The sequence below is a fragment of the Flagellimonas taeanensis genome (assembly GCF_003584105.1).
GTDB classification, from domain to species: Bacteria; Bacteroidota; Bacteroidia; order Flavobacteriales; family Flavobacteriaceae; genus Flagellimonas; species Flagellimonas taeanensis.
In genome coordinates this window covers 194,449-219,717 of the sequence record NZ_QXFO01000009.1, presented here as the reverse complement: position 1 = coordinate 219,717, position 25,269 = coordinate 194,449, and the positions used below count along the sequence as shown (strand labels likewise).

General features: G+C 46.0%; 23 protein-coding genes. 14 read left to right on the top strand and 9 right to left on the bottom strand.

The window, feature by feature from the left end; translation table 11 throughout:
- The 5 genes from D2V93_RS18600 to D2V93_RS04285 all read left to right on the top strand — a co-directional run.
- Window positions 1-924: hypothetical protein (locus D2V93_RS18600; protein ID WP_182849938.1), on the top strand; the 924-nt coding region annotated here is incomplete at its 5' end.
- Between the two features lie 154 nt (window positions 925-1,078).
- Window positions 1,079-1,390 (top strand): T9SS type A sorting domain-containing protein, encoded by a 312-nt coding sequence (locus D2V93_RS04300; RefSeq protein ID WP_119618526.1) that lies wholly within the window; start codon window positions 1,079-1,081, stop codon window positions 1,388-1,390.
- A gap of 146 nt (window positions 1,391-1,536) precedes the next feature.
- Window positions 1,537-1,860, top strand: coding sequence for a T9SS type A sorting domain-containing protein (locus tag D2V93_RS04295; protein ID WP_072875923.1), 324 nt, complete (start codon window positions 1,537-1,539; stop codon window positions 1,858-1,860).
- A gap of 65 nt (window positions 1,861-1,925) precedes the next feature.
- Complete coding sequence (locus tag D2V93_RS04290) at window positions 1,926-2,912, top strand: long-chain-fatty-acid--protein ligase (protein ID WP_119618525.1); 987 nt, start codon at window positions 1,926-1,928, stop codon at window positions 2,910-2,912.
- A gap of 52 nt (window positions 2,913-2,964) precedes the next feature.
- Complete coding sequence (locus D2V93_RS04285) at window positions 2,965-5,490, top strand: DUF3857 domain-containing protein (RefSeq protein WP_119618524.1); 2,526 nt, start codon at window positions 2,965-2,967, stop codon at window positions 5,488-5,490.
- 30 nt (window positions 5,491-5,520) lie between these two features.
- On the opposite strand, the gene tyrS is transcribed toward D2V93_RS04285, so the two are convergent.
- Window positions 5,521-6,816, bottom strand: a complete 1,296-nt coding sequence (gene tyrS / locus D2V93_RS04280; protein WP_119618523.1) for a tyrosine--tRNA ligase — start codon at window positions 6,814-6,816, stop codon at window positions 5,521-5,523.
- Window positions 6,817-6,899: 83 nt separating this feature from the next.
- On the opposite strand from tyrS, the gene D2V93_RS04275 reads away from it, so the two are divergent.
- Window positions 6,900-7,904 (top strand): NAD-dependent epimerase/dehydratase family protein, encoded by a 1,005-nt coding sequence (locus tag D2V93_RS04275; protein WP_119618522.1) that lies wholly within the window; start codon window positions 6,900-6,902, stop codon window positions 7,902-7,904.
- Here the strand turns inward: D2V93_RS04275 and D2V93_RS04270 are convergent.
- The 3 genes from D2V93_RS04270 to D2V93_RS04260 are packed head-to-tail and all read right to left on the bottom strand — an operon-like array spanning window position 7,888 to window position 10,391.
- Window positions 7,888-8,322, bottom strand: coding sequence for a DUF4296 domain-containing protein (locus D2V93_RS04270; protein ID WP_119618521.1), 435 nt, complete (start codon window positions 8,320-8,322; stop codon window positions 7,888-7,890). The genes D2V93_RS04275 and D2V93_RS04270 overlap by 17 nt on opposite strands.
- Window positions 8,323-8,325: 3 nt before the next feature.
- Entirely contained in the window at window positions 8,326-9,660 is a 1,335-nt protein-coding gene (locus tag D2V93_RS04265; protein WP_119618520.1) for a dihydroorotase, read from the bottom strand.
- Between the two features lie 2 nt (window positions 9,661-9,662).
- Entirely contained in the window at window positions 9,663-10,391 is a 729-nt protein-coding gene (locus D2V93_RS04260) for a polyprenol monophosphomannose synthase (RefSeq protein ID WP_072875942.1), read from the bottom strand.
- A gap of 122 nt (window positions 10,392-10,513) precedes the next feature.
- Here D2V93_RS04260 and D2V93_RS04255 point away from each other — a divergent pair, with 122 nt between their 5' ends.
- Genes D2V93_RS04255 through D2V93_RS04245 form a run of 3 tightly spaced genes read left to right on the top strand, consistent with a single transcriptional unit; the run spans window position 10,514 to window position 13,572 of the window.
- Window positions 10,514-12,169 (top strand): glycosyltransferase family 39 protein, encoded by a 1,656-nt coding sequence (locus D2V93_RS04255; protein WP_119618519.1) that lies wholly within the window; start codon window positions 10,514-10,516, stop codon window positions 12,167-12,169.
- The gene (locus D2V93_RS04250) at window positions 12,166-12,822 is read left to right on the top strand and encodes a DUF4271 domain-containing protein (RefSeq protein WP_119618518.1); all 657 of its coding nucleotides are present in this window, start codon (window positions 12,166-12,168) and stop codon (window positions 12,820-12,822) included. The genes D2V93_RS04255 and D2V93_RS04250 overlap by 4 nt, the downstream gene beginning before the upstream one ends.
- 6 nt (window positions 12,823-12,828) lie before the next feature.
- A complete protein-coding gene (locus tag D2V93_RS04245; protein WP_072875948.1) occupies window positions 12,829-13,572 on the top strand; it encodes a uroporphyrinogen-III synthase in 744 nt (247 codons plus the stop codon).
- Between the two features lie 51 nt (window positions 13,573-13,623).
- Here the strand turns inward: D2V93_RS04245 and pckA are convergent, their stop codons facing one another.
- On the bottom strand, window positions 13,624-15,240 hold the full coding sequence (pckA, locus tag D2V93_RS04240; protein WP_119618517.1) for a phosphoenolpyruvate carboxykinase (ATP): 1,617 nt from the start codon (window positions 15,238-15,240) through the stop codon (window positions 13,624-13,626).
- Window positions 15,241-15,487: 247 nt separating this feature from the next.
- Between pckA and D2V93_RS04235 the strand changes: the two genes are divergently transcribed.
- A complete protein-coding gene (locus D2V93_RS04235) occupies window positions 15,488-16,471 on the top strand; it encodes an SH3 domain-containing protein (RefSeq protein ID WP_119618516.1) in 984 nt (327 codons plus the stop codon).
- A 6-nt stretch (window positions 16,472-16,477) separates the two neighbouring features.
- Here the strand turns inward: D2V93_RS04235 and D2V93_RS04230 are convergent, their stop codons facing one another.
- Entirely contained in the window at window positions 16,478-16,879 is a 402-nt protein-coding gene (locus tag D2V93_RS04230) for a DUF423 domain-containing protein (RefSeq protein WP_119618515.1), read from the bottom strand.
- A 77-nt stretch (window positions 16,880-16,956) separates the two neighbouring features.
- Here D2V93_RS04230 and D2V93_RS04225 point away from each other — a divergent pair, with 77 nt between their 5' ends.
- The 4 genes from D2V93_RS04225 (at window position 16,957) to D2V93_RS04210 (ending at window position 19,846) form a co-directional block, all read left to right on the top strand.
- Window positions 16,957-18,330: a saccharopine dehydrogenase family protein gene (locus D2V93_RS04225; protein WP_119618514.1), complete on the top strand. Its 1,374-nt coding sequence runs from the start codon at window positions 16,957-16,959 to the stop codon at window positions 18,328-18,330.
- A gap of 48 nt (window positions 18,331-18,378) precedes the next feature.
- Complete coding sequence (locus tag D2V93_RS04220; RefSeq protein ID WP_119618513.1) at window positions 18,379-18,849, top strand: Lrp/AsnC ligand binding domain-containing protein; 471 nt, start codon at window positions 18,379-18,381, stop codon at window positions 18,847-18,849.
- A 38-nt stretch (window positions 18,850-18,887) separates the two neighbouring features.
- Window positions 18,888-19,208 (top strand): hypothetical protein, encoded by a 321-nt coding sequence (locus D2V93_RS04215; protein WP_119618512.1) that lies wholly within the window; start codon window positions 18,888-18,890, stop codon window positions 19,206-19,208.
- 119 nt (window positions 19,209-19,327) lie between these two features.
- Window positions 19,328-19,846, top strand: a complete 519-nt coding sequence (locus D2V93_RS04210) for a ferritin (protein ID WP_119618511.1) — start codon at window positions 19,328-19,330, stop codon at window positions 19,844-19,846.
- A gap of 66 nt (window positions 19,847-19,912) precedes the next feature.
- Here the strand turns inward: D2V93_RS04210 and D2V93_RS04205 are convergent, their stop codons facing one another.
- The 3 genes from D2V93_RS04205 to D2V93_RS04195 form a co-directional block, all read right to left on the bottom strand.
- Window positions 19,913-20,614 (bottom strand): zinc metallopeptidase, encoded by a 702-nt coding sequence (locus D2V93_RS04205; protein WP_119618510.1) that lies wholly within the window; start codon window positions 20,612-20,614, stop codon window positions 19,913-19,915.
- A gap of 92 nt (window positions 20,615-20,706) precedes the next feature.
- The gene (gene ald, locus D2V93_RS04200) at window positions 20,707-21,807 is read right to left on the bottom strand and encodes an alanine dehydrogenase (RefSeq protein ID WP_119618540.1); all 1,101 of its coding nucleotides are present in this window, start codon (window positions 21,805-21,807) and stop codon (window positions 20,707-20,709) included.
- A gap of 380 nt (window positions 21,808-22,187) precedes the next feature.
- Window positions 22,188-25,265 carry a leucine--tRNA ligase gene (locus tag D2V93_RS04195; protein ID WP_119618509.1) on the bottom strand — a complete coding sequence of 1,026 codons (3,078 nt, stop codon included), beginning with the start codon at window positions 25,263-25,265 and terminating at the stop codon, window positions 22,188-22,190.
- Window positions 25,266-25,269 lie beyond the last annotated feature (4 nt).

Genomic DNA, 25,269 nt, shown 5'->3' with positions numbered 1-25,269 from the left:
TCATTGACCATTCCTGCCGGAACCGTGATCAAGGCCTCTGGAGGTACTGCCGCTTTCATCGGTGTTGAAAGAGGTGCCCAGATTTTCATCAATGGTACTGCTGAAGCTCCTGTGGTGATGACTTCTTCTAGCGAGACTCCTGCCCCTGGCGATTGGGGTGGATTGGTGATTGCAGGTGATGCCCCTACCAACAAAGGGGTGGACGTGACCACTGAGGTAGGTGACCTTACCTATGGTGGTGCCACTGCCGATGACGATTCTGGTTCCATCACCTACCTTCGTGTGGAATATACCGGGGCCACTTTCTCCAACGATAAGGAGTTCAACGGTGTATCCCTCTTCGGTGTTGGTTCAGGAACCACTTTCGAATATGTACAGTCTTTGAATGGTGGTGACGATGGTATCGAGTTCTTCGGAGGCACCGTAAGCGGTAACTACCTTGTATCCATAGGAAGCGGTGACGATTCCATCGACTTCGCAGATGGTTGGACCGGTAACGGAAGCTACTGGTACATCGCTGGTGGTGCAAAAGCAGGTATCGAAGGTTCCAACAACGGGGACAATGGCGATGCCACCCCTGTGACCACGACTACCTTGAGCAACATCACCGTGGTAGGTCCCACCAGTGATGAAGGTGCCCTTTTCTACAAAGAAGGTGGGGGCAGCTTTTCCATCGACAACTTTTATGTGAGCAATGCTATAGTCGGTATCAACGTAATTGCCAGTGACGCTGCGGCCGGAGTACGTATTGAAGCTGGTGATCTGGATATCACGAACATTCAATTCGCAAACAATCCAGTAGGATTCGTTATAACCAATTATACTGGTGCGAACCAAGCCTTCTATACCGAAGGTGTTGCAACAGGAGCCGGCAATGGTGCCGACCAACCTGATTGGGCCACTGGTTGGACCTCTGGTTTTTAATACGAAAACAGCTTATAATTAGCGAAGCCCCCGAATGATCGGGGGCTTCTTTTTTGCATTTTATCGAAAAGTAACCCCTTATTCATCAAACGGTTACTCAACCGCATCGCATTTTTTATATATTTGTGGCACAACCTTTGCCATAAATAGATTTATGAAACACTTTTACCTTGTTGCCTTTCTTTTTGTCTGTGCCCTTGGATTTTCTCAGGAAAATGCCAAAGGAAGTGCGGATATTGAAGGTTTCAAGCTGTATCCCAACCCCGTTACGCAAGGCAAAGTCTATATTGAAACCAAGCTGAACTCCCCCAAAAAAATCCTCGTATTTGACGTATTGGGCACCCAAGTCATTGAAACCACCCTTTTGGGCAAGGAACTCAATCTTTCCAATCTGGACAAAGGAGTGTACATCCTCAGGGTTTTTGAGAACAATAAAGTAGCTACCAGAAAGCTCATTGTCAAGTAGTTTCCCTCTTTTTTGGCCCATTGAGGCCACCCAAACCACAACTTTTCCCTTTTTACCTACACTATTGTCGCTTTCACAACATTTTGTAGCCCTTTCATAGGTGTTTATCTACTTTTATACTGCACATATACCCCAAATCAGCATTTATGAAGAAAATCTACTTTGTCTTTCTTATGGCCTTACCCTTACTAACTTACGGTCAAGAACTGGTCAGTGTGAATTCTGAGCCGGTCCAGGAACTCAAGGGATTCAAAATGTATCCCAACCCAGCGTATGGGGATGAAGTGTATATTACAACAGAATCCAACGGTACCAAACAAATCAAAGTCTATGATGTTTTTGGAGAGGTTGTGCTCACTGACAGGATCACCACCAATACCTTGGACATCTCACGGCTCGTTCCCGGTGTGTATGTGCTCCAAGTAACCGAAGAAAAGAAAACCATGACCCGAAAATTGGTCATCAAATAAAAAACACGGTCTTTCAAAGCCTCTTTTCAAAAGGGGCTTTTTATTTTTGGGTACTTTTGTGGCCCATGGACACCAACAATTTTCAACGGATTTTTTCCATTTCCAACGCTACTGAGTTTGAAGACATGGCATTGGATATCTTTAGGTTCCAGTATGCCAACAACCCAGTTTACAAGAGCTATTGCAACCATTTAGGGAAATCCCCTGCAACGGTGTACAGCCTTTTGGATATCCCCTTTTTGCCCATTTCTTTTTTTAAGACGCATCAAATAGTGTCCACCACAAAATCGCCAGAGACCGTTTTTGAGAGCAGTGGCACCACCCAGAGCACAACCAGTAAGCATTATGTGCCCTATCTCGATATGTACAACAAGAGTTTCTTGAAAGGATTTTCCACTTTCTACGGCGATGTCGAGGAATACTGCATCTTGGCATTGTTGCCCGCCTATCTGGAACGTGAAGGATCATCGCTCATCCATATGGTCAATGACCTGATTTTGCGCACGGGCCATCCGCATAGCGGGTTCTACCTCAACAATTTGGAAGAGCTCCACCAAAAACTTAGGGAACTGGAAGAGAAAGGGACCAAAACTTTGCTCATTGGGGTTTCCTTTGCCCTTTTGGACCTGGCCGAACACTATTCCCTTTCGCTAAAACATACCATCGTCATGGAAACCGGGGGGATGAAAGGCCGGAGAAAGGAACTGATTCGGGAAGAGCTACACTCCATATTGAAAGAAGCCTTTGGCATCCCCAAGATACATTCCGAATATGGGATGACGGAACTATTGTCGCAGGCCTATTCCGATGGTGACGGACTGTTCCGGACACCCCCTTGGATGAAAGTACTGGCACGTGACACCGAGGACCCCTTGAGCATGCAGCCCATTGGAAAGACAGGGGGCATCAATGTCATCGACCTTGCCAATGCATATTCCTGCTCCTTCATCGCCACCCAAGACCTTGGGAAAACATACCCTGATGGCTCTTTTGAGATTTTGGGCCGTTTTGATGATTCCGATATTCGGGGCTGTAATTTGATGGTCATCTGATCAATACCAAATATTATGTTATATTTATTTTTATATAAAAACCAGCCAACCCATGACCAAAAATTACGGATGTTTCCTGGCCCTTTTTTTAATTCTCTCCCAAGTATATTCCCAAAAGATTGAAAAGCTTCCTCCTCCGTACTGGGTGGAGCCTATCCAGGTTGAAAACCATGACAACAAATCAGAAAACGGGGCCTATAAGTACCTACTGCTGGATTTCCAATACAACATCGAAACCGAAGAAGCTTACGATCACTATGCCATACAGGTTTTCAATAGCGAAGGAATACAAGAATTCTCGGATATCAGCATTTCATATGACCCCACATACCAATCCTTGGTCTTTAACTCGATCAATGTACTGAGGAACGGACAAAAGATAGACAAACTCATAGAAAGCAACATCAATACCTTCCAAAGGGAAACCAATTTGGAGCGTTCTTTATATGACGGATCCATCACCGCCGTGGTCAACCTAACGGACATCCGAAAAAATGACATCATTGAATATTCATATACCGTTAAAGGTTTCAACCCCATCAACCAAGGAAACTTTTCCACGGTTTTTTACCAACAATATACTTCTCCGGTAGATAGGATATACAATCGGGCCATATCCCCTAAGAAAACCCCGATATACTACAAGTTGTTGAACAATGCCCCTGCTCCTACCATAAATGAATCGGCTACCCATATAGCTTATGTCTGGGATGTAGATGGAACGGATTATTTCCAATATGATATCAATGTACCCTATTGGGCCAACTACCAAAAACGGGCATCCATATCCACCTTTAAGGACTGGGAAACCCTTACAGAGCTGGTCCAGCCGCTCTATACCATAAGTTCTGAAAAATTGACCGGGCCCTGGGACAAGGGCTCCAACGAAGAAGAGACCATTTTGGATTTGATACGGTTTGTACAGGACGATGTAAGGTATCTCGGTTTTGAATCGGGAATAGGGGCCTACAAACCACATAACCCGTCCAAGGTGTTGCAACAACGCTATGGGGATTGCAAGGATAAATCCCTCTTATTGGTGAACCTATTGCAGAATGCCGGCATAACTTCGTATCCATTTTTGGTAAATACAGAATCGGGCGAATCTTTGGGCGACCTTCTTCCTGGTCTCAACCTATTCAATCACTGCATTGTTTACTTTGAGCATGGGAACAAATCGTACTATGTAGACCCAACAATGACCAACCAAGGTGGAGACCTTGACAATCTGACTTTGCCACAATACGGTGAAGGCCTATTATTGAAACCCGATAGCGACGCACTCACACGAATTCCCAAAAACCAGATTGTCCCAAAGGTGAAGGTGGAGGAGACCATCACCACTGATTCCATAGGGGGAAATGCCCTTTTTTTGTTGAAGACCACTTATACCGGTAGCAAGGCCGATTACATGCGGGACTATTTCAAATCGAATACCCAAGAAAGCATAAACAATGAATTTGTAAACTATTATAGCAGTATTTATCCAAGCATCCAATCCGCCCAACCCATAGTTTTTTCGGATGATGACCGCGGCAATCGCAATGAGGTCGTGATCGAGGAATATTACAACATTCCCGATTTTTGGATAAAGGACGAAGATACCGGGATTTTTACGTGTGAAACCCAGCCCTTAGTGCTCCAAAATCTTATCAATTACACAAATTCACCGCAGAGGACCATGCCCTACTACTTGGGTGAACCCTACAAATTTGAACAGGAAACTTCGATTGCCCTTCCCGATTATTGGAACATTTTGGACAGTGAATTTTCCAGTGAAAAGGAAAGCTATCGCTATTCAAAAAATGTTCGCGCTGTAGGCAGGACCATTGTAGTAAAACACAATTATCATCTTAAACAGAATTTTATAGACCCTTCACTTGTGACCACCTTCTTAAAGGACCATGAAAAAATAAACGACCAGATTGCATACCAATTGTCGCACACGGGAGATGCTTCGGCGGGTGAATCCGGGGTGAGCACAACCTCCATCATTATTTCACTGGTGCTATTGGCCCTATTTATTTTTGGCGCAAAAAAGATTCATGACAACTATAACCCCAAACCCCAATCGGACCAAAACCTGAACATTGGCGGCTGGCTTGTTCTACCAGGAATTGGTTTGGTCCTATCCCCTTTTCTTCTGCTTTTCCAAGTTGGTTCGCAAGGTTATTTTGATAAAGGGGTGTGGTCACTGTTCAAAAATGCAGGATACGAGAATGCCAATGCCCTGACATTGTTTCTTGGTTTTGAGCTGGCCATGAACATCGCCTTATTGGTGTTCGCCGCGTTGCTCATCATCCTTTATTTTAAAAAGCGCACAAGCCTACCCAAATTGATCATTATCATGTATGCCTCAAGTTTTGTTATTCCGATTTTGGACCTCGTCCTGTACAACGCCCTATTCCCAAAAGACTTGTTGGATGCAGCCGATGACCAGGAAACCTATACACAAATTTTCAGGGGTTTCATAAGTGCGGCCATATGGATTCCCTACTTTTTGGTTTCAGAAAGGGTAAAGAATACCTTTACAAAGGTTCGGGAAACAGAAATAGGGGAAGAAGTGGTGCAAGCATAGAAAAAAAGCCATCTATAGATGGCTTTTTGGTTATTCGACTACCAGTACAAAATAATTCTTCTTGCCCCGTTGGAGCAACACAAACTTATTGTTGATCAGGTCTTCCCCGGTAATAAGGTATTCTTCCCCTACCTTCTCCTTGTTTACTGAGATGGAGTTCTGCTTCAGTTCCCTACGGGCCTCTCCGTTGGACCCCAAAAAGTTGGTTTTGGCGGCCAAGGCACCGATCATGTCCAGACCTGGTTCAAGTTCGCTTCTGGAAATCTGTGCTTGGGGCACCCCTTCAAAGACATCCAAAAAAGTCTTCTCGTTCAATTTTTTTAAATCTTCGGAGGTCGATTTCCCAAAAAGGATATCACTTGCTTGAATGGCATTTTCCAGCTCCTCCTTGGAGTGGACCATGGTGGTGATCTCCTCGGCCAATCTCTTTTGGAGCGTCCTCAAGTGGGGAGCTTCCGTGTGGGCCGTAACGAGATCCTCTATTTCCTTTTGATCCAAAAAGGTGAATATCTTGATGTATTTTTCGGCATCCTCATCCGAAGTGTTCAACCAATATTGGTAAAACTTATAGGGCGATGTCCTCTCCGCGTCCAACCACACATTGCCGCCTTCAGTCTTTCCAAATTTGGTGCCGTCCGCCTTAGTGATCAATGGGCAGGTCATGGCAAATCCCTTTCCCCCACCAATTCTGCGGATCAGTTCCGTTCCCGTGGTGATGTTGCCCCATTGGTCACTCCCCCCCATCTGAAGGGTACAGTCGTGGTTTTGGTAGAGGTAGAGAAAATCATATCCTTGGACCAATTGATAAGTGAACTCGGTAAAGGACATCCCTTCCTTCGCGTCCGAAGAAAGTCGCTTCTTCACGGAATCCTTGGCCATCATATAGTTCACTGTGATGTGTTTCCCGACATCCCTGATAAAACCAAGGAACGAAAAGTCCTTCATCCAATCGTAATTGTTCACCAAAACGGCAGAATTGGGTGCTTCGCTCCCGAAATCGAGAAAACGGGCCAACTGGGCCTTGATTGCCTCTTGGTTGTGCCGAAGGGTCGCTTCGTCCAACAGATTGCGCTCAGCAGATTTTCCGGAAGGATCCCCGATCATTCCCGTCGCACCACCAACGAGTGCAAAGGGTTTGTGCCCTGCCAATTGAAAATGCCTCAACATCATCACGCTCACCAAATGACCAATGTGCAGGGAATCTGCCGTAGGGTCTATCCCCACATAAGCGGCCCGCATTCCTTCCATAAGATGCTCCTCGGCCCCGGGCATCACATCATGCACCATTCCCCTCCATTGCAGTTCTTGAACAAAATTCTTCTTCATCATTACTTTTTGAATAGGTGCAAATATAAAATGATGTTGCCAGTTCTCTGAATAAATCGGTTACAAATAGGTATTTTTACAACATGATATTGGTTACCGGAGGTACAGGGTTGATAGGTTCGCACCTACTGTTCCATTTGACAAAAAATGGGGAGCGGGCAAGGGCCAACTATAGGACAAAAGAATCCTTGGACAAAGTCTCCATGGTCTTTGCCTACTATACGGACGACCCATCCGCGTTGATGGACAAAATCGAATGGATAGAGGCCGACATCACCGATATAGGCCAGATGGAACGTCTTTTTGAGGGCATCAAAAAAGTGTACCACTGCGCGGCATTGATCTCTTTCGACCCAAAGGATTACAAGACCTTGGAAAAAGTCAATGTCGAGGGAACGGCCAATGTGGTCAATCTCTGCCTAAAACATGGCATCCAAAAACTCTGTTACATCAGTTCCATTGCCGCCATTGGCCCAGCTGCGAAGGGAAAGGAGAGCACAGAGGAGAACGAATGGTCGGACACCCACGTATCTGTCTATGGACTTACCAAGCGTGATGCCGAGCTCGAGGTATGGCGAGGGTCGCAAGAAGGTCTTTCTGTGGCCATAGTCAATCCCGGAGTGGTCATTGGGCCCGGTTTCTGGAGGTCGGGCAGCGGTTCCTTTTTCACTTATGCTGCAAAAGGAAAAAAACACTTTATACCCGGCGGAACGGGTTTTGTCACCGTGGACGATGTGGTGAATGCCTTGGTACAATTAATGGAATCGGATATCAAGGGCGAACAGTTTATCCTTGTGGGTGAAAATTTGACCTACGGACAACTCTTCCAAAAAATTGCAAAGGGACTGGGGGTGGAACCTCCATCAAAAAAAATAGCTTTCTCCGCTCTGGAATGGTTCTGGCGATTGGATTGGTTGCGGAGCAAGCTCTTGGGAAAAAGGAGAAGACTTCCAAAGGCCGTCGCCAAGGGGCTGTACCTTCAGGAACACTACAGCAGCGAAAAAATCAAGAACACCCTCAACTTTTCATTCAGCGATCTGGACCAGGCCATCCTTTTTTGCTGCTCCAAATTTAAGGCTCGGGTATAATACTGTCTTTTAGGATCTTTGCTGACCTTATCGAGTCGCTACGCTTTTCATTGGCCTTACGGATACTGTCATTTTTTTTCTCCGTTGCTTCCTCCATCGCTTTTTGCCGCTTATCGAGCCTAGTCTCCACTTCGGTATAAATGGCTTGGTATTCCAAGGGCAGGGAAGCGTAGTACAGATCGCTCTCCGAAAATTGGGTGCTGTCAATCTGGTATTTCTGGTAGAGAAACTCCATGATATCGATGCCCGATTCGTCCAATTTGGCACCTATTGTGGTCTTGGTGGCATTCAAGATGGCCAGGTCGTGGAGAATGTCGACCATTTTCTCCTTCGGGATAAGGTTATCCGGCTCTTCCACTACCTTTTCGGCACAGGAAACCACCATCAAAAAAACAAGAAGGAACAACAGCTTTTTCATTTCCTATCGATTAAAGGTGAGCCTTTTCGCATTTTTCTCCCCGGCAAAAACACCATCATCATACGCCAAGAGGCCATTCACAAAAGTTCGCACCACTTTGGAGCCAAAAGTAACACCTTCAAAGGGAGACCAGCCACATTTGTAGAGAATATTAGATCTTTTAACCTCGTTTTGGGAATTGCGGTCCACTTGGACGAGATCTGCGTAATATCCTTCCCTGACAAAGCCGCGACGGTCAATATCAAAAAGCTTGGCGGGGTTGTGGCTCATTTTCTCCACGATTTTTTCCAAGGAAATGACCCCTTCCGATTCCTTTTGGAGCATGGCCAATAGGGCGTGCTGTACCAACGGTCCACCGGACGGTGCCTTGGTGTACGGATTGTTCTTTTCTTCCAGAGTATGGGGTGCATGGTCCGTGGCCACCACATCGATACGGTCATCCAAAAGGGCCTCCCAGAGTTTCGCCCTATCCGTTTTGGTCTTCACGGCCGGGTTCCATTTGATGAACGTTCCCTTTTCGGCATAGTCCTCATCCGAAAACCACAAGTGGTGGATGCAGACCTCCGCAGTGATCTTTTTTTGTTCCAGCGGAACGGCATTGGTGAAAAGGTCCGTCTCCACTCCCGTGGAAACATGGAACACATGCAAACGGGCCCCGGTCCTTTTGGCCAAGGCAATGGCCTTGGAAGAGGACAGGTAACAGGCCTCCGCGCTGCGGATGATGGGGTGCATGCCTATGGGAATGTCTTCCCCGTACATGGCTTCATATTTGGCCATATTGGCCCTGATGGTGCCCTCGTCCTCGCAATGTGCCGAGATCACCATTTCCGTATTGCTAAAAATCTTTTCAAGCACCGCTTCGTCATCCACCAACATATTTCCCGTGGACGAGCCCAGGAACAGTTTCACTCCGGAGCAGGCATTCTTGTCCAAACGTTTCAGTTCTTCCAGATTGTCGTTGGTGCCCCCAAAAAGAAAGGAATAGTTGGCAAAGGAATCCTTGGCCGCAATGGCCATTTTTTCTTCCAGCTTTTCTATGGTTGTCGTCTGTGGATTGGTGTTGGGCTGCTCCATATAAGTGGTGATCCCACCAGCAATGGCTGCCCGGCTCTCCGTGGCAATGTTCCCCTTGTGGGTGAGCCCTGGTTCCCGAAAGTGCACCTGGTCATCGATGGCACCGGGCAACAAAAGGTCACCGTCCAAGTCAATCACCTTGGCATGGGCATCGGAAATATTGGGGTCGATTCGGGCAATGAAATCCCCATCGAGCAGTACATCCGTTTCAAAAATGCTGTTCTCATTGACAACCTTGGCATTCTTCAACAGTATTTTCGACATAACTAAAAGTTCTTTTTAAAGAATATGCTCCTGAATTTCATGGCGATGACCCCAAAAATAGCCTCGCGAATAATGGCGGAATTCATTTTGGACTTTCCATTGACCCTATCCGTAAATATGATGGAGACTTCCTCAATATTGAATTTTTTCAGATAGGCCCTATATTTCATTTCTATCTGGAAGGCATAACCAATGAACCTGACGTTATCCAGATTGATGGTCTCCAACACCTTCCGTCTATAGCACACAAAACCGGCAGTGGGGTCGTGCACCTTCATCCCGGTGATGATCTTCACATAAAATGATGCACCGTAGGAAAGCAAAATCCGGGCGAGTGGCCAGTTGACCACGTTCACTCCTTTTTTGTACCGTGACCCCACGGCCATATCGGCTCCGTTCACACAGGCCCTGTGCAGTCGGGAAAGGTCGGCAGGACGATGCGAAAAATCGGCATCCATTTCAAAAATGTACTCATAGCCATGCTTCAATGCCCATTTGAACCCGTGGATGTAGGCAGTGCCCAATCCAGATTTCTCTTTGCGCACCTCAAGGAACAACTGTTCGGGAAATGTTTTCTGCAGCTCCTGCACGCATGCTGCCGTCCCATCGGGAGAATTGTCGTCCACCACCAGGACATGAAAATCCTTCTTCAGGTCGAAGACCGTTTTCACAATGGCCTCGATGTTCTCGATTTCATTGAAAGTGGGTATGATCACCAAGCCGTCCGCCATTCACATTGGATTAGAATGTGTCAAAAATACGGTTTTCTGTCTTGCCTGTGCAAGTTGCCCCTAGCTTTACGTGGACCCTGTTTGCCAATATTTGTACCTTTGCGCCATCTAAAATCTATTTGATGTCTCAAAAGTTTCCCAGACTTTTTATTGTATTGCTGGCCGTTCTTTTTGTGCTGAACCTCGTACAGGCCTCGATCACGGAGCTCATCTATGATGAGGCCTATTATTGGTACTATGCGCAAAATATGGCGTGGGGGTATTTTGACCATCCACCCATGGTGGCCTTTCTCATCAAGTTGAGCAGTTTTCTGTTTGATGGGGAACTGGGGGTCAGGTTCATGAGCTGTGTCCTTTCCGCGGGCACCTATGTCCTGTTGTGGCTGCTCATCGACAACCCTAAGAAAAAGGACTACGTGGTGCACTTTTTTCTGTTGGTGTTCTCCTTTACATTGATGAACGCCTATGGTTTTTTGACGCTTCCCGATACGCCTTTGCTATTTTTCACGGCCCTGTTCCTCTGGCTCTACAAACATTTTTTGAAAGAACCATCCGCTTGGACCACCGTGCTCATGGGCATTGTGATGGCCTGTCTGATGTACAGCAAGTACCATGCGGTCTTAGTGATCTTGTTTGTCTTTCTCTCGAACGTGAAGCTCATAGCGAACAAAAAGGCTTGGCTGGCAGTGGCCATTGCATTGGTCTGTTATGTTCCACACTTTGTATGGCTCTACCAGAACGATTTTGTGTCCATCACTTTCCATTTGTATGAAAGGCCCAACCAGGCCTATTCTTTTGAGGGCTTTACCTTGGGCTACTTCCTGAACCTTATTGTCATCATCGGGCTTTTGTTCTATTGGGTCTATACCTCATTCTTTAAATTCAGGGCCACCGACCAATTCTCCAAGGCACTGGTGTATTTGGTGTATGGTGTACTCATCTTCTTTTTTGTTTCCAGTTTCAACAGAAGGGTGCAGGCACAATGGGCCATTGTGATCTCCATCCCATTGATCGTGATCGCTTTCAACCATCTTTTGGAGCATGCCAAGAGCAGGAAATGGATGTACCGCATCGGTATCGTGAGCTTGGTGCTACTTTTCTATGCAAGGGCCTGGTTGGTGTATTACCCCCTCTTCCCGAAAGTCTATGAGACCCATGGGAACAAGGAGTGGGTAAGCGACCTTCATTCCAAAGCGGGAGATGTACCCATCATTTTTGAAAATTCGTACCGCCGCGCGCCCATGTATGAGTTCTATTCGGGCATGCCTGCCATTTCGCTGAACAATTTCATGTACCGGAAAAACCAATATTCCATTGATGGTTCCGAGGAACGGGTTCGCGGAAAAAGGGTGCTCTACATTTCCCAATATCGAAAAAGCGGGGACATCAATTATATGCACTTGGACAGTACGCTCTTTTATGGCATTTTTATGGACGATTTCCAATCGTACCGATCGTTACAGTGCATTGTGGAAAAGCCACAGACCGGCATCCAGCATACCTTGAAAGTCTATAATCCATATCCCTTTGATGTTCCCTTGGAAGGTTTGAAATATACCATTTCCTACTCCAATGAGCACAAACAGGTGCAACAGATGCTCCCCTTAAAGGTGAACATGGACCCTATCCAAAGGACATTGAAATCCAAGGACACGGTGTATTATTCTTTTGAGCTACCGTTGCCGAAAATGGAAAATCCGACGTACTTTAGAATTGGAATTTCGGAGAACGGCCTGCCCCCTGGCCTCAACGGGAAACCTATCAAAATCCACGAATGAACCCGATAGCAAAAGTTGCGCCCTCCTTGGATTGGATGACCATTGTGCTGTTTGCCAGCCTTGTGGTGATGGCATTGGGAAAATACCTGTACCATGCCAGGTTCCTCAACTTTATCATCTTGCCGTTCAATGACAAATATGTGCTGTTGTACAACAAGAAGGGACAACTGCTGAACTGGTTCCATATCCTCTTGACCTTGTTCCAAGTGGTGAACCTTTCACTTTTTGTCTTCTTCGCCCTGAAAGCTTTTGGAGCACTGCCCGGGGAAGATCCCTTATGGATCTTTTTTATGGTCTTGGGCGGTTTGGTCCTTTTTCAGTTGGCCAAATTGGGACTCCAGTCCTTCACCGGGTTTGTTTTCAATGCGCAGGAACTCATTGTGGGGCTCATTTTCAGCAAAACCACCTATCTCAATTACAGCAGCATCATTTTGTTCGTTGCCAATGTGATTTTGACCTACATCCTGAAGGACTCCAAAACCGTAATTTATGGTGCTTTTATCTTAATTATCCTTATAAATGGTATCGGTGCCATAAAGCTGTTGAAGAACTATCAAAAAGCTATGTTTCCGTATTTTATGTATTTTATTTTGTACCTTTGCGCACTCGAAATTGCGCCCTTGGTGTTAATTGGAAGCTATCTAAAAGGTTGAAAACTTATGAAAGTAAAAACAATTTTGGTTTCCCAACCAGAACCCAAAGTCGAAAATTCCCCCTACTCACGTTTGATCGAGAAAGAAAAGATAAAAGTGGATTTTAGGCCTTTCATACATGTGGAGGGGGTTGAAGCCAAAAATGTTAGGCAGCAAAAAATCGATTTGAACAATTTTACGGCAATCATCCTGACCAGCAGAAATTCTGTGGACCATTTTTTCAGGATTGCCGAGGAGATGCGCTTTAAGGTTCCGGACACCATGAAATACTTTTGCCAGTCTGAGGCAGTGGCCTACTACCTGCAAAAGTATGTAGTGTACAGAAAACGAAAGATCTATGTGGGCAAAAGGACTTTCAATGAATTGATCCCGTTGATGAAAAAGTACAAGGACGAAAAATTCCTTCTACCTTCTTCGGACCAATTGAAACCTTCCGTTCCCGAAGCTTTGAACGAGCTTGGCGTAGATTGGAAACGAGGTATTTTCTACAAAACAGTGATCAGTGACCTGTCCGACCTTAGGAATGTTTACTATGACATATTGGTATTCTTCAGTCCTTCCGGGATAGAGTCCCTTTTGAAGAACTTTCCCGATTTTGAGCAGAACAATACCCGTATCGCCGTATTTGGTAACAGTACCGTAAAAGCGGCCACAGATGCTGGGCTCAGGATAGACATCCAAGCGCCCACTCCGGAGACTCCCTCCATGACCATGGCCCTTCAGAAGTACATTACCAGCGTAAACAAGTAAGAAAACTTATTGGAAAAAAGCAACGCCCCCGTTTGGGGGCGTTTTTTGTTTCTAGAAAGCATACCGTTGTGGTCCACCACGCCTGATTTCCTCGCTGGCGTAAGCTTCAAACTTTTTAAAGTTTTCCCTGAAGGCATTCGTCAACTTGAAAGCGGTCGTGTAATAGGCCTCATCATTGTTCCATGTGGCCCTTGGACTGAGAACCTCGGTAGGAACCCCTGGACATTCCCTAGGTTGTGCTACCCCAAATACGGAGTGAATATGGTATTTATCATAACAGTAAAGCCCAAGATCGCCCCGAAGTGCAGCACTGATCATGGCCCGAGTATATTTCAGTTTCATACGGGTCCCCACCCCATAAGGTCCTCCGGTCCACCCAGTATTGATCAACCATACATCCACGCCTGATTCCTTCATCTTCCGACTCAGCATTTCTGCATACTTGGCAGGGTGCAGCGGCATGAAGGGAGCTCCAAAACAGGCAGAGAAGGAAGGTTGTGGTTCCACTACGCCGGCTTCGGTGCCGGCCACTTTGGCCGTATAGCCCGAAATAAAGTGATAGGCCGCTTGGGCCGGGGTCAGTTTGGAGATTGGAGGCAATACCCCAAAGGCATCGGCCGTGAGGAAAAAGATGTTCTTCACATTCTTGCCTATGGAGGGCTCCTGTATATTTTCAATGTGCTCTATGGGATAGCTCACCCTGGTGTTCTGGGTAATGGAGGTATTTGCAAAATCCACCACACCGTTTCCGTCCATAATCACATTTTCCAGAATGGCCCCTCTCTTGATAGCTCCGTAGATCTCAGGCTCATTTTCTTCGGAAAGGTCAATGACCTTGGCATAGCAGCCTCCCTCAAAATTAAAAACGGTATTTGCCGCGGTCCATCCGTGCTCGTCGTCGCCGATCAGTTTTCTGTCCGGATCGGTGGAAAGCGTGGTCTTCCCTGTACCGGAAAGGCCAAAAAAGATGGCCGTGTCACCTTCTTCGCCCACATTGGCGGAACAGTGCATGGGCAAGGTGTTCTTATAAACGGGCAGGATGAAGTTCAATGCCGAGAAAATCCCTTTTTTGATCTCCCCTGTGTATCCAGTACCCCCGATCAGGGCAATTTTTCGCGTAAAATTGAGAATGGCAAAGTTGTGCTGGCGTGTTCCGTCCACTTCTGGAACGGCCTTGAATCCCGGTGCGTTCACCACGGTCCATTCCGGTTCAAAATCTTCCAGTTCCGCTTCTGTGGGCCGCAAGAACATGTTGTACGCAAACATATTGGACCAAGGGTATTCGTTGATGACCCTGATGTTCAACTTGTAATCTGGGTCTGCACAGGCATACGAATCCCTGACGAACAGTTCCTTTTCGTTCAGGTACTGGATGACTTTGTCATACAGTCTGTCAAACTTTTCACTGTCAAAAGGAATATTGATATCCCCCCACCAAACTTTATCTTCCGTAATGGCATCTTTCACGATAAAACGATCCTTGGGAGACCGTCCTGTAAACTCTCCCGTGTTCACGGCCAAGGCACCCGAGGAAGCCTCTTTTCCCATCCCTTTTTCCAAGGTGATGTCGTGGAGCTCATCCGGTGAAAGTTGATACTGGAAATTGTCATGCTTGATTCCGTAGGACCTTAACGAAATCGTTTTCGATGTTGAAGCAGAATCCTTCATCTGTTTGTTTTAATGTTAGTGCAAAGCTAGAAAATAATACTTTTTCGACCTTCTATTTGTCTTTGTATTTCCAATACTTTAAGATGAAATACCGTTAAATTATTTTTTCCATCAAAACTGTAGATGTTGATCAATAGTCGATTATTGACCCAATCTTGCCCATCCGTCAACCCAAACACATCATCCGTCAATTTACAGCGGTGCCATTTCGGTGCTATCCCTATATTTTGCCCCTAAAACTTTATCTATGAGAACATCAAAAAAAACATGTATCATCTATTTTCTTCTTGTGCTTGGGTATGGCTGCAATTCCACGCCCAACAAGAACACTGAACTGAATTCAGAAGCAACTTGGTCCGACGATTCAAAAACATCGGAAGAAACCGGCGCGGAGCCATATGCTACTTGCCTATGGCCAAAGGTTGGTTTACGTGACAACCCAGGCAGAAAAGATGCGAAGTACATCACTACCATTTATTTTGGGGAAAAAGTAGAGTTCCTTGACGAAAAACAAATTGCCGACGATGACAAGGAATATATAAAAGTGAAGCTGTCCGATGGAAACGAAGGCTGGGTCTATGAGCACTTATTTGCCATTGGTGGAAAGTTGGGTATTGTGAACGGGCAAAGGGAATTGTATAAAAGGCCGGATATCATGACCTACGTGGGCGAAAAGTTGGAGCCTATGGACATGGTGGTCATTTTTGACGGAGAACAGGAAGGGTGGAATGAAGTCGTGAGTTTAAAGAAAGAGAAAAAAGGTTGGGTCCAGGGAGAAACGAACATCATCCAAAATGAACTCGATGTGAAGTTGGGGATACTATATTGGCGTGCCATGGAAGAAGGAGGTGACAAGAAATATGAACTGCTTGAAAATATCATGGACAATCCCAACTTTAAAAAGTCCAAGCTCATTGAAGAGGTGAGTAAGGCATTGTATGGGAATCCGGGTTCAGAAGAAGCTTTCTATATTGATGAGTTGGATCAGTTCCAAAATCTACCTTCCAATAAACTGGGCATCACTTCCAAAACTGTTAACGTCGTGGATGAGCCTAGCACAAGTTCTGAAGAAGTCCTATTTCAAGTCGAAAAAGGGGACATCTGTGACATCATTGAACAAAGCTCTTCTTTGGAAGAAGTCAACGGTAACACTGATCGTTGGTATAAAATCAATTTTAATGGAAAGGTAGGTTGGGTTTTTGGCCATCATACTTCCAAAAAAAGAAGCTGACCCTTTTTATTCAACCTCTTTCATTCCTTTCGCTTTCAACACAAAATATCCCAAAAACACCCATCCCAAAATCAGGAAAACTCCCCCAATCGGCGTCAAAAATCCTATGCTTTTAAAGTCGAACGAGGTCAAACTGTTCAGGGCCAATAGATAGATGGAGAACGAGAACAGCACGACTCCCACGACAATCAAGGTAAAGACCCTTTTTTTATGGGCCTCTGCCAAGTTTGGCCAAATTCCCAAAAAAAGAAGAAAAAGGGCATGGTACATCTGGTAGCGGACCCCCACCTCAAAGGTCTCAATGGAGGACGCATCCACCAACTTCTCCAGTCCATGTGCCCCAAAAGCACCCAAAATAATGGCCAAAGCTCCCAATAGGATACCAATCAACACAATTGTTCTGTTCATAACTTTATATGCTAATTTTTTTAAAAATATAACAATTTGATACCTTAGTATCCATCTAACAAAAGTAAGCAAAACCTATGGTCCGTACTATTTTGGTCATTGGCGCTGGAAAGTCAACCTCATACCTTTTGGATTATATCTTGAAGAAATCCAAAGAAGAAAACCTTCATCTGAAAATCGGTGATCTTCATCCAGAACATATTCCCAAAGAATTCACCTCACATCCCAATTGCACTGCATTTACATTGGATATCTTTAATGATGGGGAACGCAAAAAGGCGGTCTCCGAAGCATCCATTGTGATTTCGATGCTGCCCGCCAGTCTGCACATCAAGGTCGCAGAGGATTGTATCCAGTACAAAAAGCATTTGATCACGGCCTCCTATGTGAGCAAGGAACTGGAAGCCCTTGATGGCGAGGCCAAGAAAAATGGGCTGGTCTTTATGAACGAAATTGGTTTGGACCCGGGCATAGATCACATGAGTGCCATGGAGGTGATAGACCGTATTCGCGACAAAGGCGGTAAAATGCTTCTTTTCGAGTCCTTTACCGGGGGACTGGTGGCGCCGGAGAGCGATTCCAACCTCTGGAACTATAAGTTTACGTGGAACCCCCGCAACGTGGTCCTGGCCGGGCAGGGCGGAGTGGCCAAGTTCATTCAGGAGGGCACCTATAAATATATCCCCTACCAAAAACTTTTTAGAAGGACGGAATTCATGAACATTGAAGGTTATGGCACCTTTGAGGCCTACGCCAATCGGGATTCCTTGAAATATCGGGAAGCCTACGGTCTGCAAGATGTGCTGACACTTTATCGAGGTACCATGCGGAGGGTCGGGTTTTCGAAGGCTTGGCAAATGTTCGTGATCCTTGGCATGACGGATGACAGCTACACCATTGAAAATTCGGAGGGCATGTCCTATCGCGAATTTGTAAACCTGTTCCTGCCCTATTCGCCCACCGATTCCGTGGAGCTGAAACTGAGGCACTACCTCAAAATAGACCAGGACGATATCATGTGGGGAAAATTGCTGGAGCTGAACCTTTTTGATCGTCATAAAAAAATTCCCCTGAAAAATGCTTCCCCCGCGCAGGTGCTGCAATACATCCTCGAGGATAATTGGACCTTGAAGGAGCATGAAAAGGACATGATCGTGATGTACCACAAATTTGGCTACGAACTGAATGGCGAAAAAAAACAGATTGATGCCAATATGGTCGTCATTGGGGAGAACCGCACCTACACGGCCATGTCCAAGACGGTGGGGCTACCTGTGGCCATGGCCACGCTCCAGATCCTGAATGGAAAGATTAACACACCGGGCGTACAGATTCCCATCAAAAAGGAAGTATATGCCCCGATACTTTCAGAGTTGAAGTCGCATGGGATACATTTTAAGGAATATGAAGTGCCCTATTTGGGCTATAATCCCGATTCGGTGGCAAGTTAAATTTTGATGGATTTTGAATATCTTTAGCTACAATTTCAAACTGTTGATGTGAAAAACAATAACAATTCGGTGAAAATTGATGGTATAGACAAGAAAATCTTAAGATTTTTGATGGAGGATGCCCGCAGACCCATCCTTGAAATAGCCCGCAGCATAGGCATTTCTGGGGCGGCCATACACCAAAGATTGCGCAAATTGGAAAGCGCAGGACTCCTCACAGGCTCCAAATTCATCATAAATCCACGGGTTTTAGGCTACACCACCATGGCCTACATCGGCATCTTTCTGGACAAGGCCATGTCCAACCCCATGGCCGTGAAAGAACTGGAAAAGATTCCTGAAGTCCTGGAATGCCATTATACCACGGGTAACTGGTCCATCCTCATCAAAGTGCTTTGCCGGGACAACGAACACCTTATGCAGGTACTCAACAAAAAAATCCAACAAATTGAAGGAGTGTCCCGTACCGAAACCTTCATTTCCCTGAACCAACAAATTGATCGACAAATACAGATCTGATATTTGTATTCAATCTAAATAAATATTACATTTGGACCATGAATGTAATAGTTCAATCCACATATTACACCCTATACCAAGACACCCAGCAACGGTGCTTCTTTGTCGATTTTGGCCAGAAAATGGTCCGTATGTCCCTTTGCCAGTTGTTATCGCTCCGGCAGAAGGTCATGTCCATTTCCATTGAGAGCCATTTCGATAGCGACCTGAACAAGCACGGGTTTGAAGTACTGATGCTCTGCAACAAGGAACATCTTTTTATCCTGAACACTTTTGAGATCTTGGACCTTAAAAAAATGGTAGAGCAGGGTTTTGTGGCCATGGGCCTATCCGCGGAAGGCGAGCTTGTCAGCGCCTGATCCGACCTTTTTTCCTTATTTTTATTCAGTCTTAAATTGGCTTAAAATTAAATACTTAGCCTTCGTATGCCGTGAAAATTCAGTATTTTTACACTATACACAACTTCAAAAAATCAATTATGAAAGATATAGCTAGACAAAGCATGAGCATCAAAGTGGAATCCATGGATATGCTCAATGCCCAGATAAAAATGGAAGCCCATGCCTCCGCCACCTATTTGGCGATGGCATCTTGGTGCGAACAAAACGGATTTTTTACCAGTGCCAAGTTTTTCTTCAAACAAACAGAGGAAGAACGTGCGCACATGATGAAGATATTCAACTTTTTGGTGGACACTGGAGGTAGCCCTGTTTCCCCAGAAGTGACGGACATCAACCACGATTATTCCTCCATTGTGGATGTGTTCGAAAGCACGCTGGAACATGAGGTGGCCGTGACCAAGTCCATCCACAACATCGTGAAAAAAGCGAGGGAGATAGGTGACATTGCCACGGAGCGGTTCTTGGATTGGTTCGTTATGGAGCAGGTCGAGGAAGAAAACACTATCAGGGACATTTTGGATATGATCGAAATCACAGGCACGGAAGGTGTAGGTCTTCAAATGATCGACAACCAAGTTGCCAAATGGATCGATTAATTTTTCATCCAACTATAAAATAAAAAAGGGGCCTAAAGGCCCCTTTTTTTGTTGATATACTATTTTTTAATCCCTACTTCCAAAGACCTGAAGCGCCCAGTAAAGCAAGGATGCCAATGCACCGATTGCGGCCACCAAATAGGTCCGTGCCGCCCATTTCAGGGCATCTTCCGCCCCGGCATATTCCTGTTGGCTCACCATGTTCTTTTGCTTCAACCACACCAATGCCCTTTTACTGGCATCGTATTCCACGGGAAGGGTGATGAAACTGAACAAGGTGGCAAAACCCATCATGATCAATCCGGCCACAGCAATGTAAAATCCAATACCACCAGCCACTCCTGTCGCGGCCATCAAGGCGATACCCCCGAACACCACCCAAGTGGACATCCCAGAGGTCACGCTCACCACGGGCACCAATTTGGACCGCATGGTCAGCCACTCATACGCTTGGGCATGCTGTACGGCATGCCCGCATTCGTGGGCGGCCACCGCTGCTGCGGCTGCATTCCTTTGATTATAGACCCCTTCGCTCAGGTTGACCGTCCTGTTCTTTGGATTGTAATGATCCGTCAACATTCCTGGAGTGGAAATGACCTTGACATCCCTGATTCCATGGTCGTCCAACATTTTTTGGGCAATCTCGGCACCGCTCATCCCATTGCGCAGGTGCACTTGTGAATATTTCTTGAACTTGCTCTTCAATTGATTGCTGACCAACCAGCTGACCAGTGCGATGGCACCTATCAATATATAATATGTCATCATAGCTTTTCTATTTTGGTATCATAAATATACCATATTAAAGCAAAAACCCCGCCAATATTTGACGGGGCCTTTTATCTGACAAAATGTAAGTTTCAGGCCAAGACCGGCTCCCATTGGAACGCCTTGGCTATCTCTTTGTAAACGATATCGCCTTCCACAATGTTCAATCCCTTGCCCAGGGACTTGTCCAGTTTGCAGGCGGTTCGCCATCCTGTATTGGCCAGTTTTAGCACATAGGGCAGTGTTACATTCGTCAAGGCAACTGTAGAAGTATAAGGCACTGCCCCTGGCATATTGGCTACACAGTAATGGACCACATCATCAACGATATAGGTAGGGTTCTCGTGGGTGGTAGGCCTGGTGGTCTCCACACAACCTCCTTGGTCCACGGCAACATCAACGATCACCGTGCCCGGACGCATGTCCTTGAGCATATCCCTGGTGATCAGGTTGGGTGCTTTGGCCCCTTTCAGGAGAACTCCGCCTATAATCAAGTCGTGGGTCTTTATATGTTTTCTGATATTGAATTCGTTCGAAAATTCGGTGACTACGTGTGGTGGCATAATGTCGTTCACATGGCGTAGGCGTTTCATGTTGACATCCAATATGGTCACATGGGCCCCAAGTCCCGCTGCCATTTTAGCAGCCTGAATGCCCACTACACCTGCTCCGAGTACCAAAACACGCCCTGGCGCCACACCGGGTACCCCGCCCAAGAGCACTCCGCGCCCCTTTACAGGTTTTTCGAGGTATTTGGCCCCTTGTTGAATGGCCATCCTTCCGGCAACTTCGGACATGGGGGTGAGCAGTGGAAGGGTCCCATCCTCATCTTCCACCGTTTCGTAGGCAATACAAATGGATTTACTCTCGATCATGGCCTTGGTGAGGGCCTCGCTGGATGCAAAATGGAAGTAGGTAAACACGATCTGCCCTTTTTGGATGAGTGCATATTCCTCGGCGATGGGCTCCTTGACCTTTACGATCATATCGCTCATGGCATACACCTGACCGATGGTATCCAAAATAGTGGCCCCGGCCCGCTGGTAATCGTGATTGAAAAAACCACTCCCTTCGCCCGCTCCGGACTGTACATATACGGTGTGGTTGTTCTTTACCAATTCAAAAACCCCGGCTGGTGTCATCCCAACCCGACTTTCGTTGTTCTTGATTTCCTTTGGTACCCCTACTATCATTTTGATATGTTTTGTAGTTAATGCCCCAAAGGTGATATAAAAAACAGAATCCAAGAAATAAAATCGACAAAAAGTAGGGGTCAACAGTCATAAATGATGTTTTTTTAACTTTATACCCTATTTTTTATAGGGGTTATTTTATTTTTTACTGTTTTTAAATTGAATTACCCTGTATTTTTTTGGGGTTAAACGGATATGAAATAAAAATGCACGCCGAAAAGCGTGCATTTTTAAGGACTGTCCTTATTTATGGAAAGGCTAAATTTTTCGTCAACCTGAACTTGTTTCAGGTTCTCATTAAACTATTTATAGATATGGATGAGATTCCGAAATAAATTCGGAATGACGACAAAAAGATTCTCCAAAAATCCATTTTATAGCTATCCTACTATATTGACGATCTTGCCCGGTACCACGATCACCTTTTTGGGAGCTCGGCCCTGCAACTGTTCCTGCGTCTTTTCATGGGCCAACACGGCGGCTTCGATCGCCATGCTGTCCATGTCCGTTGGAAATTCAAGTTTGAACCGCATTTTGCCATTAAAGGAAATAGGATATTCCTTGCTGCTCTCCACCAAGTACTTTCCTTCGAACTTGGGGAAAGGCACCTCGGCAATGGACTTGGTATGGCCCAATCGCTCCCAAAGCTCTTCGGCAATGTGCGGCGCATAGGGCGACACCAAGACGGCCAAGGGTTCCAAAATGGCCCTGCTGGTACATTTTTGTGCCGTGAGTTCGTTTACACAGATCATAAAGGTGGACACCGAAGTATTAAACGAAAAGTGCTCGATATCCTCCTCCACCTTTTTGATGGTCTTGTGCAGGGTTTTTAGGTTGTCGGCGGTGGGTTCCGCTTCGGTGACGCTTCGACTACGCTCAGCGTCCGAATCGAAAAAGGGCGTATAGAGCTTCCAAAGTTTCTTCAAAAAGGAAGATACTCCGGTGATACCTGCCGTGTTCCAAGGTTTGGATTGCTCCAACGGGCCCAAGAACATTTCATACAAGCGAAGGGAATCCGCTCCATACTCCTCACAAATGGCATCAGGGTTAACGACATTGTATTTGGATTTGGACATTTTTTCGACTTCCCGACCTACAATATATTTTCCATCTTCAAGAATGAAAGTAGCATCCTTAAATTCTGGAATCCAACTTTTGTATGCCTCTATATTCAATTCATCGGCAGAATTAATCATAGAAACTTCAGCATGTAGCGCTTGAATTTTATACATCAAATCCCGCTCTTCAGGATTATCAAATTCAATTTGCACCAACTTTTCTAATTCATAACCATACAAAGCATTCTTTTCATGGTCAAAAAGGTTTTTAGAAACGAAATAGGCTTTTCTGTTTAATGTATGTATTCTATAAACAAAAGCACTCGTCCCCGTGATCATCCCTTGGTTGATCAGCTTTTTAGCATATTCCGCTTTGGGCACATAGCCCCTATCGAACATAAAGTGCTGCCAAAAACGGGAATACAACAAGTGGCCCGTGGCGTGCTCGCTACCACCAATATAGAGATCCACATCTTGCCAATAGTCAATGGCTTCCTTGGAGAAAATGGCCTCGTTGTTTCGGGGATCCATATACCTATTAAAGTATTGGGAACTTCCCGCCCAACCCGGCATGGTGTTCAATTCCAAAGGATAGATCCCGTCATGCTGAACTTGATTCAGCATCCCATCCCCCTTGTCCGACCCTTCGACTGCGCTCAGGGTGACAAGGTCATTGGAAACTACTTTTTTGTTCTTAGCGTCCCAGGCCCAATGGGTGGCATTGCCCAAGGGTGGTTCGCCTGTTTCAGTGGGAAGGTATTTTTCCACTTCGGGCAATTCCAACGGCAAATGTTCCAAGTCGATCATCTGCGGCATCCCGTCCACATAATATACAGGGAAAGGTTCTCCCCAATACCGCTGACGGCTGAACACCGCATCCCGAAGGCGATAATTCACCTTGCCCTTGCCGTGACCTATTTTTTCCAGTTCTGCAATTGCTTTTTTGGTAGCTTCTTTATAGGAAAGTCCATTCAAAAAGTCTGAATTGGCAATAATCGTACTTTCCTTGTCGGCAAATGCCTCTTCTGAAATATCCACACCCTCAAAAATATTGGGGATGGGTATGTTGTAGTGTTTCGCAAAATCATAGTCGCGCTGGTCGCCACACGGAACGGCCATCACGGCACCTGTTCCATAGCTGGCCAACACGTAGTCCCCTATCCAGATCGGAATAGGCTCCTTGGTAAATGGATGCTCTGCATAGGCTCCGGTAAAGACACCAGAAACGGTTTTCACATCGGCCATACGGTCCCGCTCGGAACGCTTGGCAGTGGCTTCCACATAGGCTTCGACCTCAGCTTTTTGTTCGGGTGTCGTAATTTTGGCCACCAATTCATGTTCCGGGGCCAAGGTCATAAAACTCACCCCAAAAATGGTATCGGGGCGGGTGGTGAAGACTTCTATTTGGTAGGGGTGATTGAGCGGAGTCGAAATCACCTCTTTTTGAGATTTCTCGACTGCGCTCGAAGTGATATTGTCACCCGAAATCACATTGTTGTCGCTTCGACTACGCTCAGCGTCCAATACATTAAAAGTAACTGATGCCCCTTCAGAGCGACCGATCCAGTTGGTTTGGGAATCCTTCAAGGGTTGTGGCCAGTCGATGTTGTCCAGTCCGTCCAACAAACGCTGGGCATAGGCGGTGATACGCATGCTCCACTGCGTCATTTTTTTACGGATCACAGGGTGGCCCCCGCGTTCCGAAACGCCGTTAACGATCTCATCATTGGCCAAAACGGTGCCCAAAGCCGGACACCAGTTCACTTCGGTATCCGCCAAATAGGTCAACCTGTATTTTAAAAGGAGCTCTTGTTTTGTCTTTGCTGAAAAGCCATTCCAGTCTTCCGCAGAAAAAATAGGGGTGTCCTCGTCACAGGCAGCCTGGACATTCGCATTGCCCTCTTTTTCAAATACGGAAACCAAGGTTTCAATATTTTCTGCCTTATCGGATGTTTTATTGTACCATGAATTGAACAATTGGATAAAAATCCACTGTGTCCATTTGTAATAGTGTGGGTTGGAAGTACGCACCTCACGGCTCCAGTCGAAGGAAAAGCCCAATTGATCTAACTGCTCCCGATATCTTTTAATGTTGTTCTCGGTCGTTATCGCAGGATGCTGTCCAGTTTGGATGGCATACTGTTCCGCAGGCAATCCGAAGGAATCGTAACCCATGGGGTGCAGCACGTTGAACCCTTTGTGCCTTTTGTAGCGCGAATAGATATCCGTGGCAATATAACCCAGTGGGTGCCCTACATGCAGTCCCGCCCCAGATGGATAGGGAAACATGGACAGCGCATAGAACTTGGGTTTGTCGGAGTGGTTGGAAGCCTTAAAGGTTTCATTCTCTGCCCAATACTTCTGCCACTTGGCTTCAATTTCACGGAAATCGTAGTTCATCATA

What these genes read in the sequence shown, in the direction of transcription:
- D2V93_RS04300 (WP_119618526.1), top strand. Translation starts at nt 1,079, where the DNA reads ATGAAACACTTTTACCTTGTTGCCTTTCTTTTTGTCTGTGCCCTTGGA.
- D2V93_RS04295 (WP_072875923.1), top strand. Translation starts at nt 1,537, where the DNA reads ATGAAGAAAATCTACTTTGTCTTTCTTATGGCCTTACCCTTACTAACT.
- D2V93_RS04290 (WP_119618525.1), top strand. Translation starts at nt 1,926, where the DNA reads ATGGACACCAACAATTTTCAACGGATTTTTTCCATTTCCAACGCTACT.
- D2V93_RS04285 (WP_119618524.1), top strand. Translation starts at nt 2,965, where the DNA reads ATGACCAAAAATTACGGATGTTTCCTGGCCCTTTTTTTAATTCTCTCC.
- tyrS (WP_119618523.1), bottom strand. Translation starts at nt 6,816, where the DNA reads ATGAAGAAGAATTTTGTTCAAGAACTGCAATGGAGGGGAATGGTGCAT.
- D2V93_RS04275 (WP_119618522.1), top strand. Translation starts at nt 6,900, where the DNA reads ATGATATTGGTTACCGGAGGTACAGGGTTGATAGGTTCGCACCTACTG.
- D2V93_RS04270 (WP_119618521.1), bottom strand. Translation starts at nt 8,322, where the DNA reads ATGAAAAAGCTGTTGTTCCTTCTTGTTTTTTTGATGGTGGTTTCCTGT.
- D2V93_RS04265 (WP_119618520.1), bottom strand. Translation starts at nt 9,660, where the DNA reads ATGTCGAAAATACTGTTGAAGAATGCCAAGGTTGTCAATGAGAACAGC.
- D2V93_RS04260 (WP_072875942.1), bottom strand. Translation starts at nt 10,391, where the DNA reads ATGGCGGACGGCTTGGTGATCATACCCACTTTCAATGAAATCGAGAAC.
- D2V93_RS04255 (WP_119618519.1), top strand. Translation starts at nt 10,514, where the DNA reads ATGTCTCAAAAGTTTCCCAGACTTTTTATTGTATTGCTGGCCGTTCTT.
- D2V93_RS04250 (WP_119618518.1), top strand. Translation starts at nt 12,166, where the DNA reads ATGAACCCGATAGCAAAAGTTGCGCCCTCCTTGGATTGGATGACCATT.
- D2V93_RS04245 (WP_072875948.1), top strand. Translation starts at nt 12,829, where the DNA reads ATGAAAGTAAAAACAATTTTGGTTTCCCAACCAGAACCCAAAGTCGAA.
- pckA (WP_119618517.1), bottom strand. Translation starts at nt 15,240, where the DNA reads ATGAAGGATTCTGCTTCAACATCGAAAACGATTTCGTTAAGGTCCTAC.
- D2V93_RS04235 (WP_119618516.1), top strand. Translation starts at nt 15,488, where the DNA reads ATGAGAACATCAAAAAAAACATGTATCATCTATTTTCTTCTTGTGCTT.
- D2V93_RS04230 (WP_119618515.1), bottom strand. Translation starts at nt 16,879, where the DNA reads ATGAACAGAACAATTGTGTTGATTGGTATCCTATTGGGAGCTTTGGCC.
- D2V93_RS04225 (WP_119618514.1), top strand. Translation starts at nt 16,957, where the DNA reads ATGGTCCGTACTATTTTGGTCATTGGCGCTGGAAAGTCAACCTCATAC.
- D2V93_RS04215 (WP_119618512.1), top strand. Translation starts at nt 18,888, where the DNA reads ATGAATGTAATAGTTCAATCCACATATTACACCCTATACCAAGACACC.
- D2V93_RS04210 (WP_119618511.1), top strand. Translation starts at nt 19,328, where the DNA reads ATGAAAGATATAGCTAGACAAAGCATGAGCATCAAAGTGGAATCCATG.
- D2V93_RS04205 (WP_119618510.1), bottom strand. Translation starts at nt 20,614, where the DNA reads ATGATGACATATTATATATTGATAGGTGCCATCGCACTGGTCAGCTGG.
- ald (WP_119618540.1), bottom strand. Translation starts at nt 21,807, where the DNA reads ATGATAGTAGGGGTACCAAAGGAAATCAAGAACAACGAAAGTCGGGTT.
- D2V93_RS04195 (WP_119618509.1), bottom strand. Translation starts at nt 25,265, where the DNA reads ATGAACTACGATTTCCGTGAAATTGAAGCCAAGTGGCAGAAGTATTGG.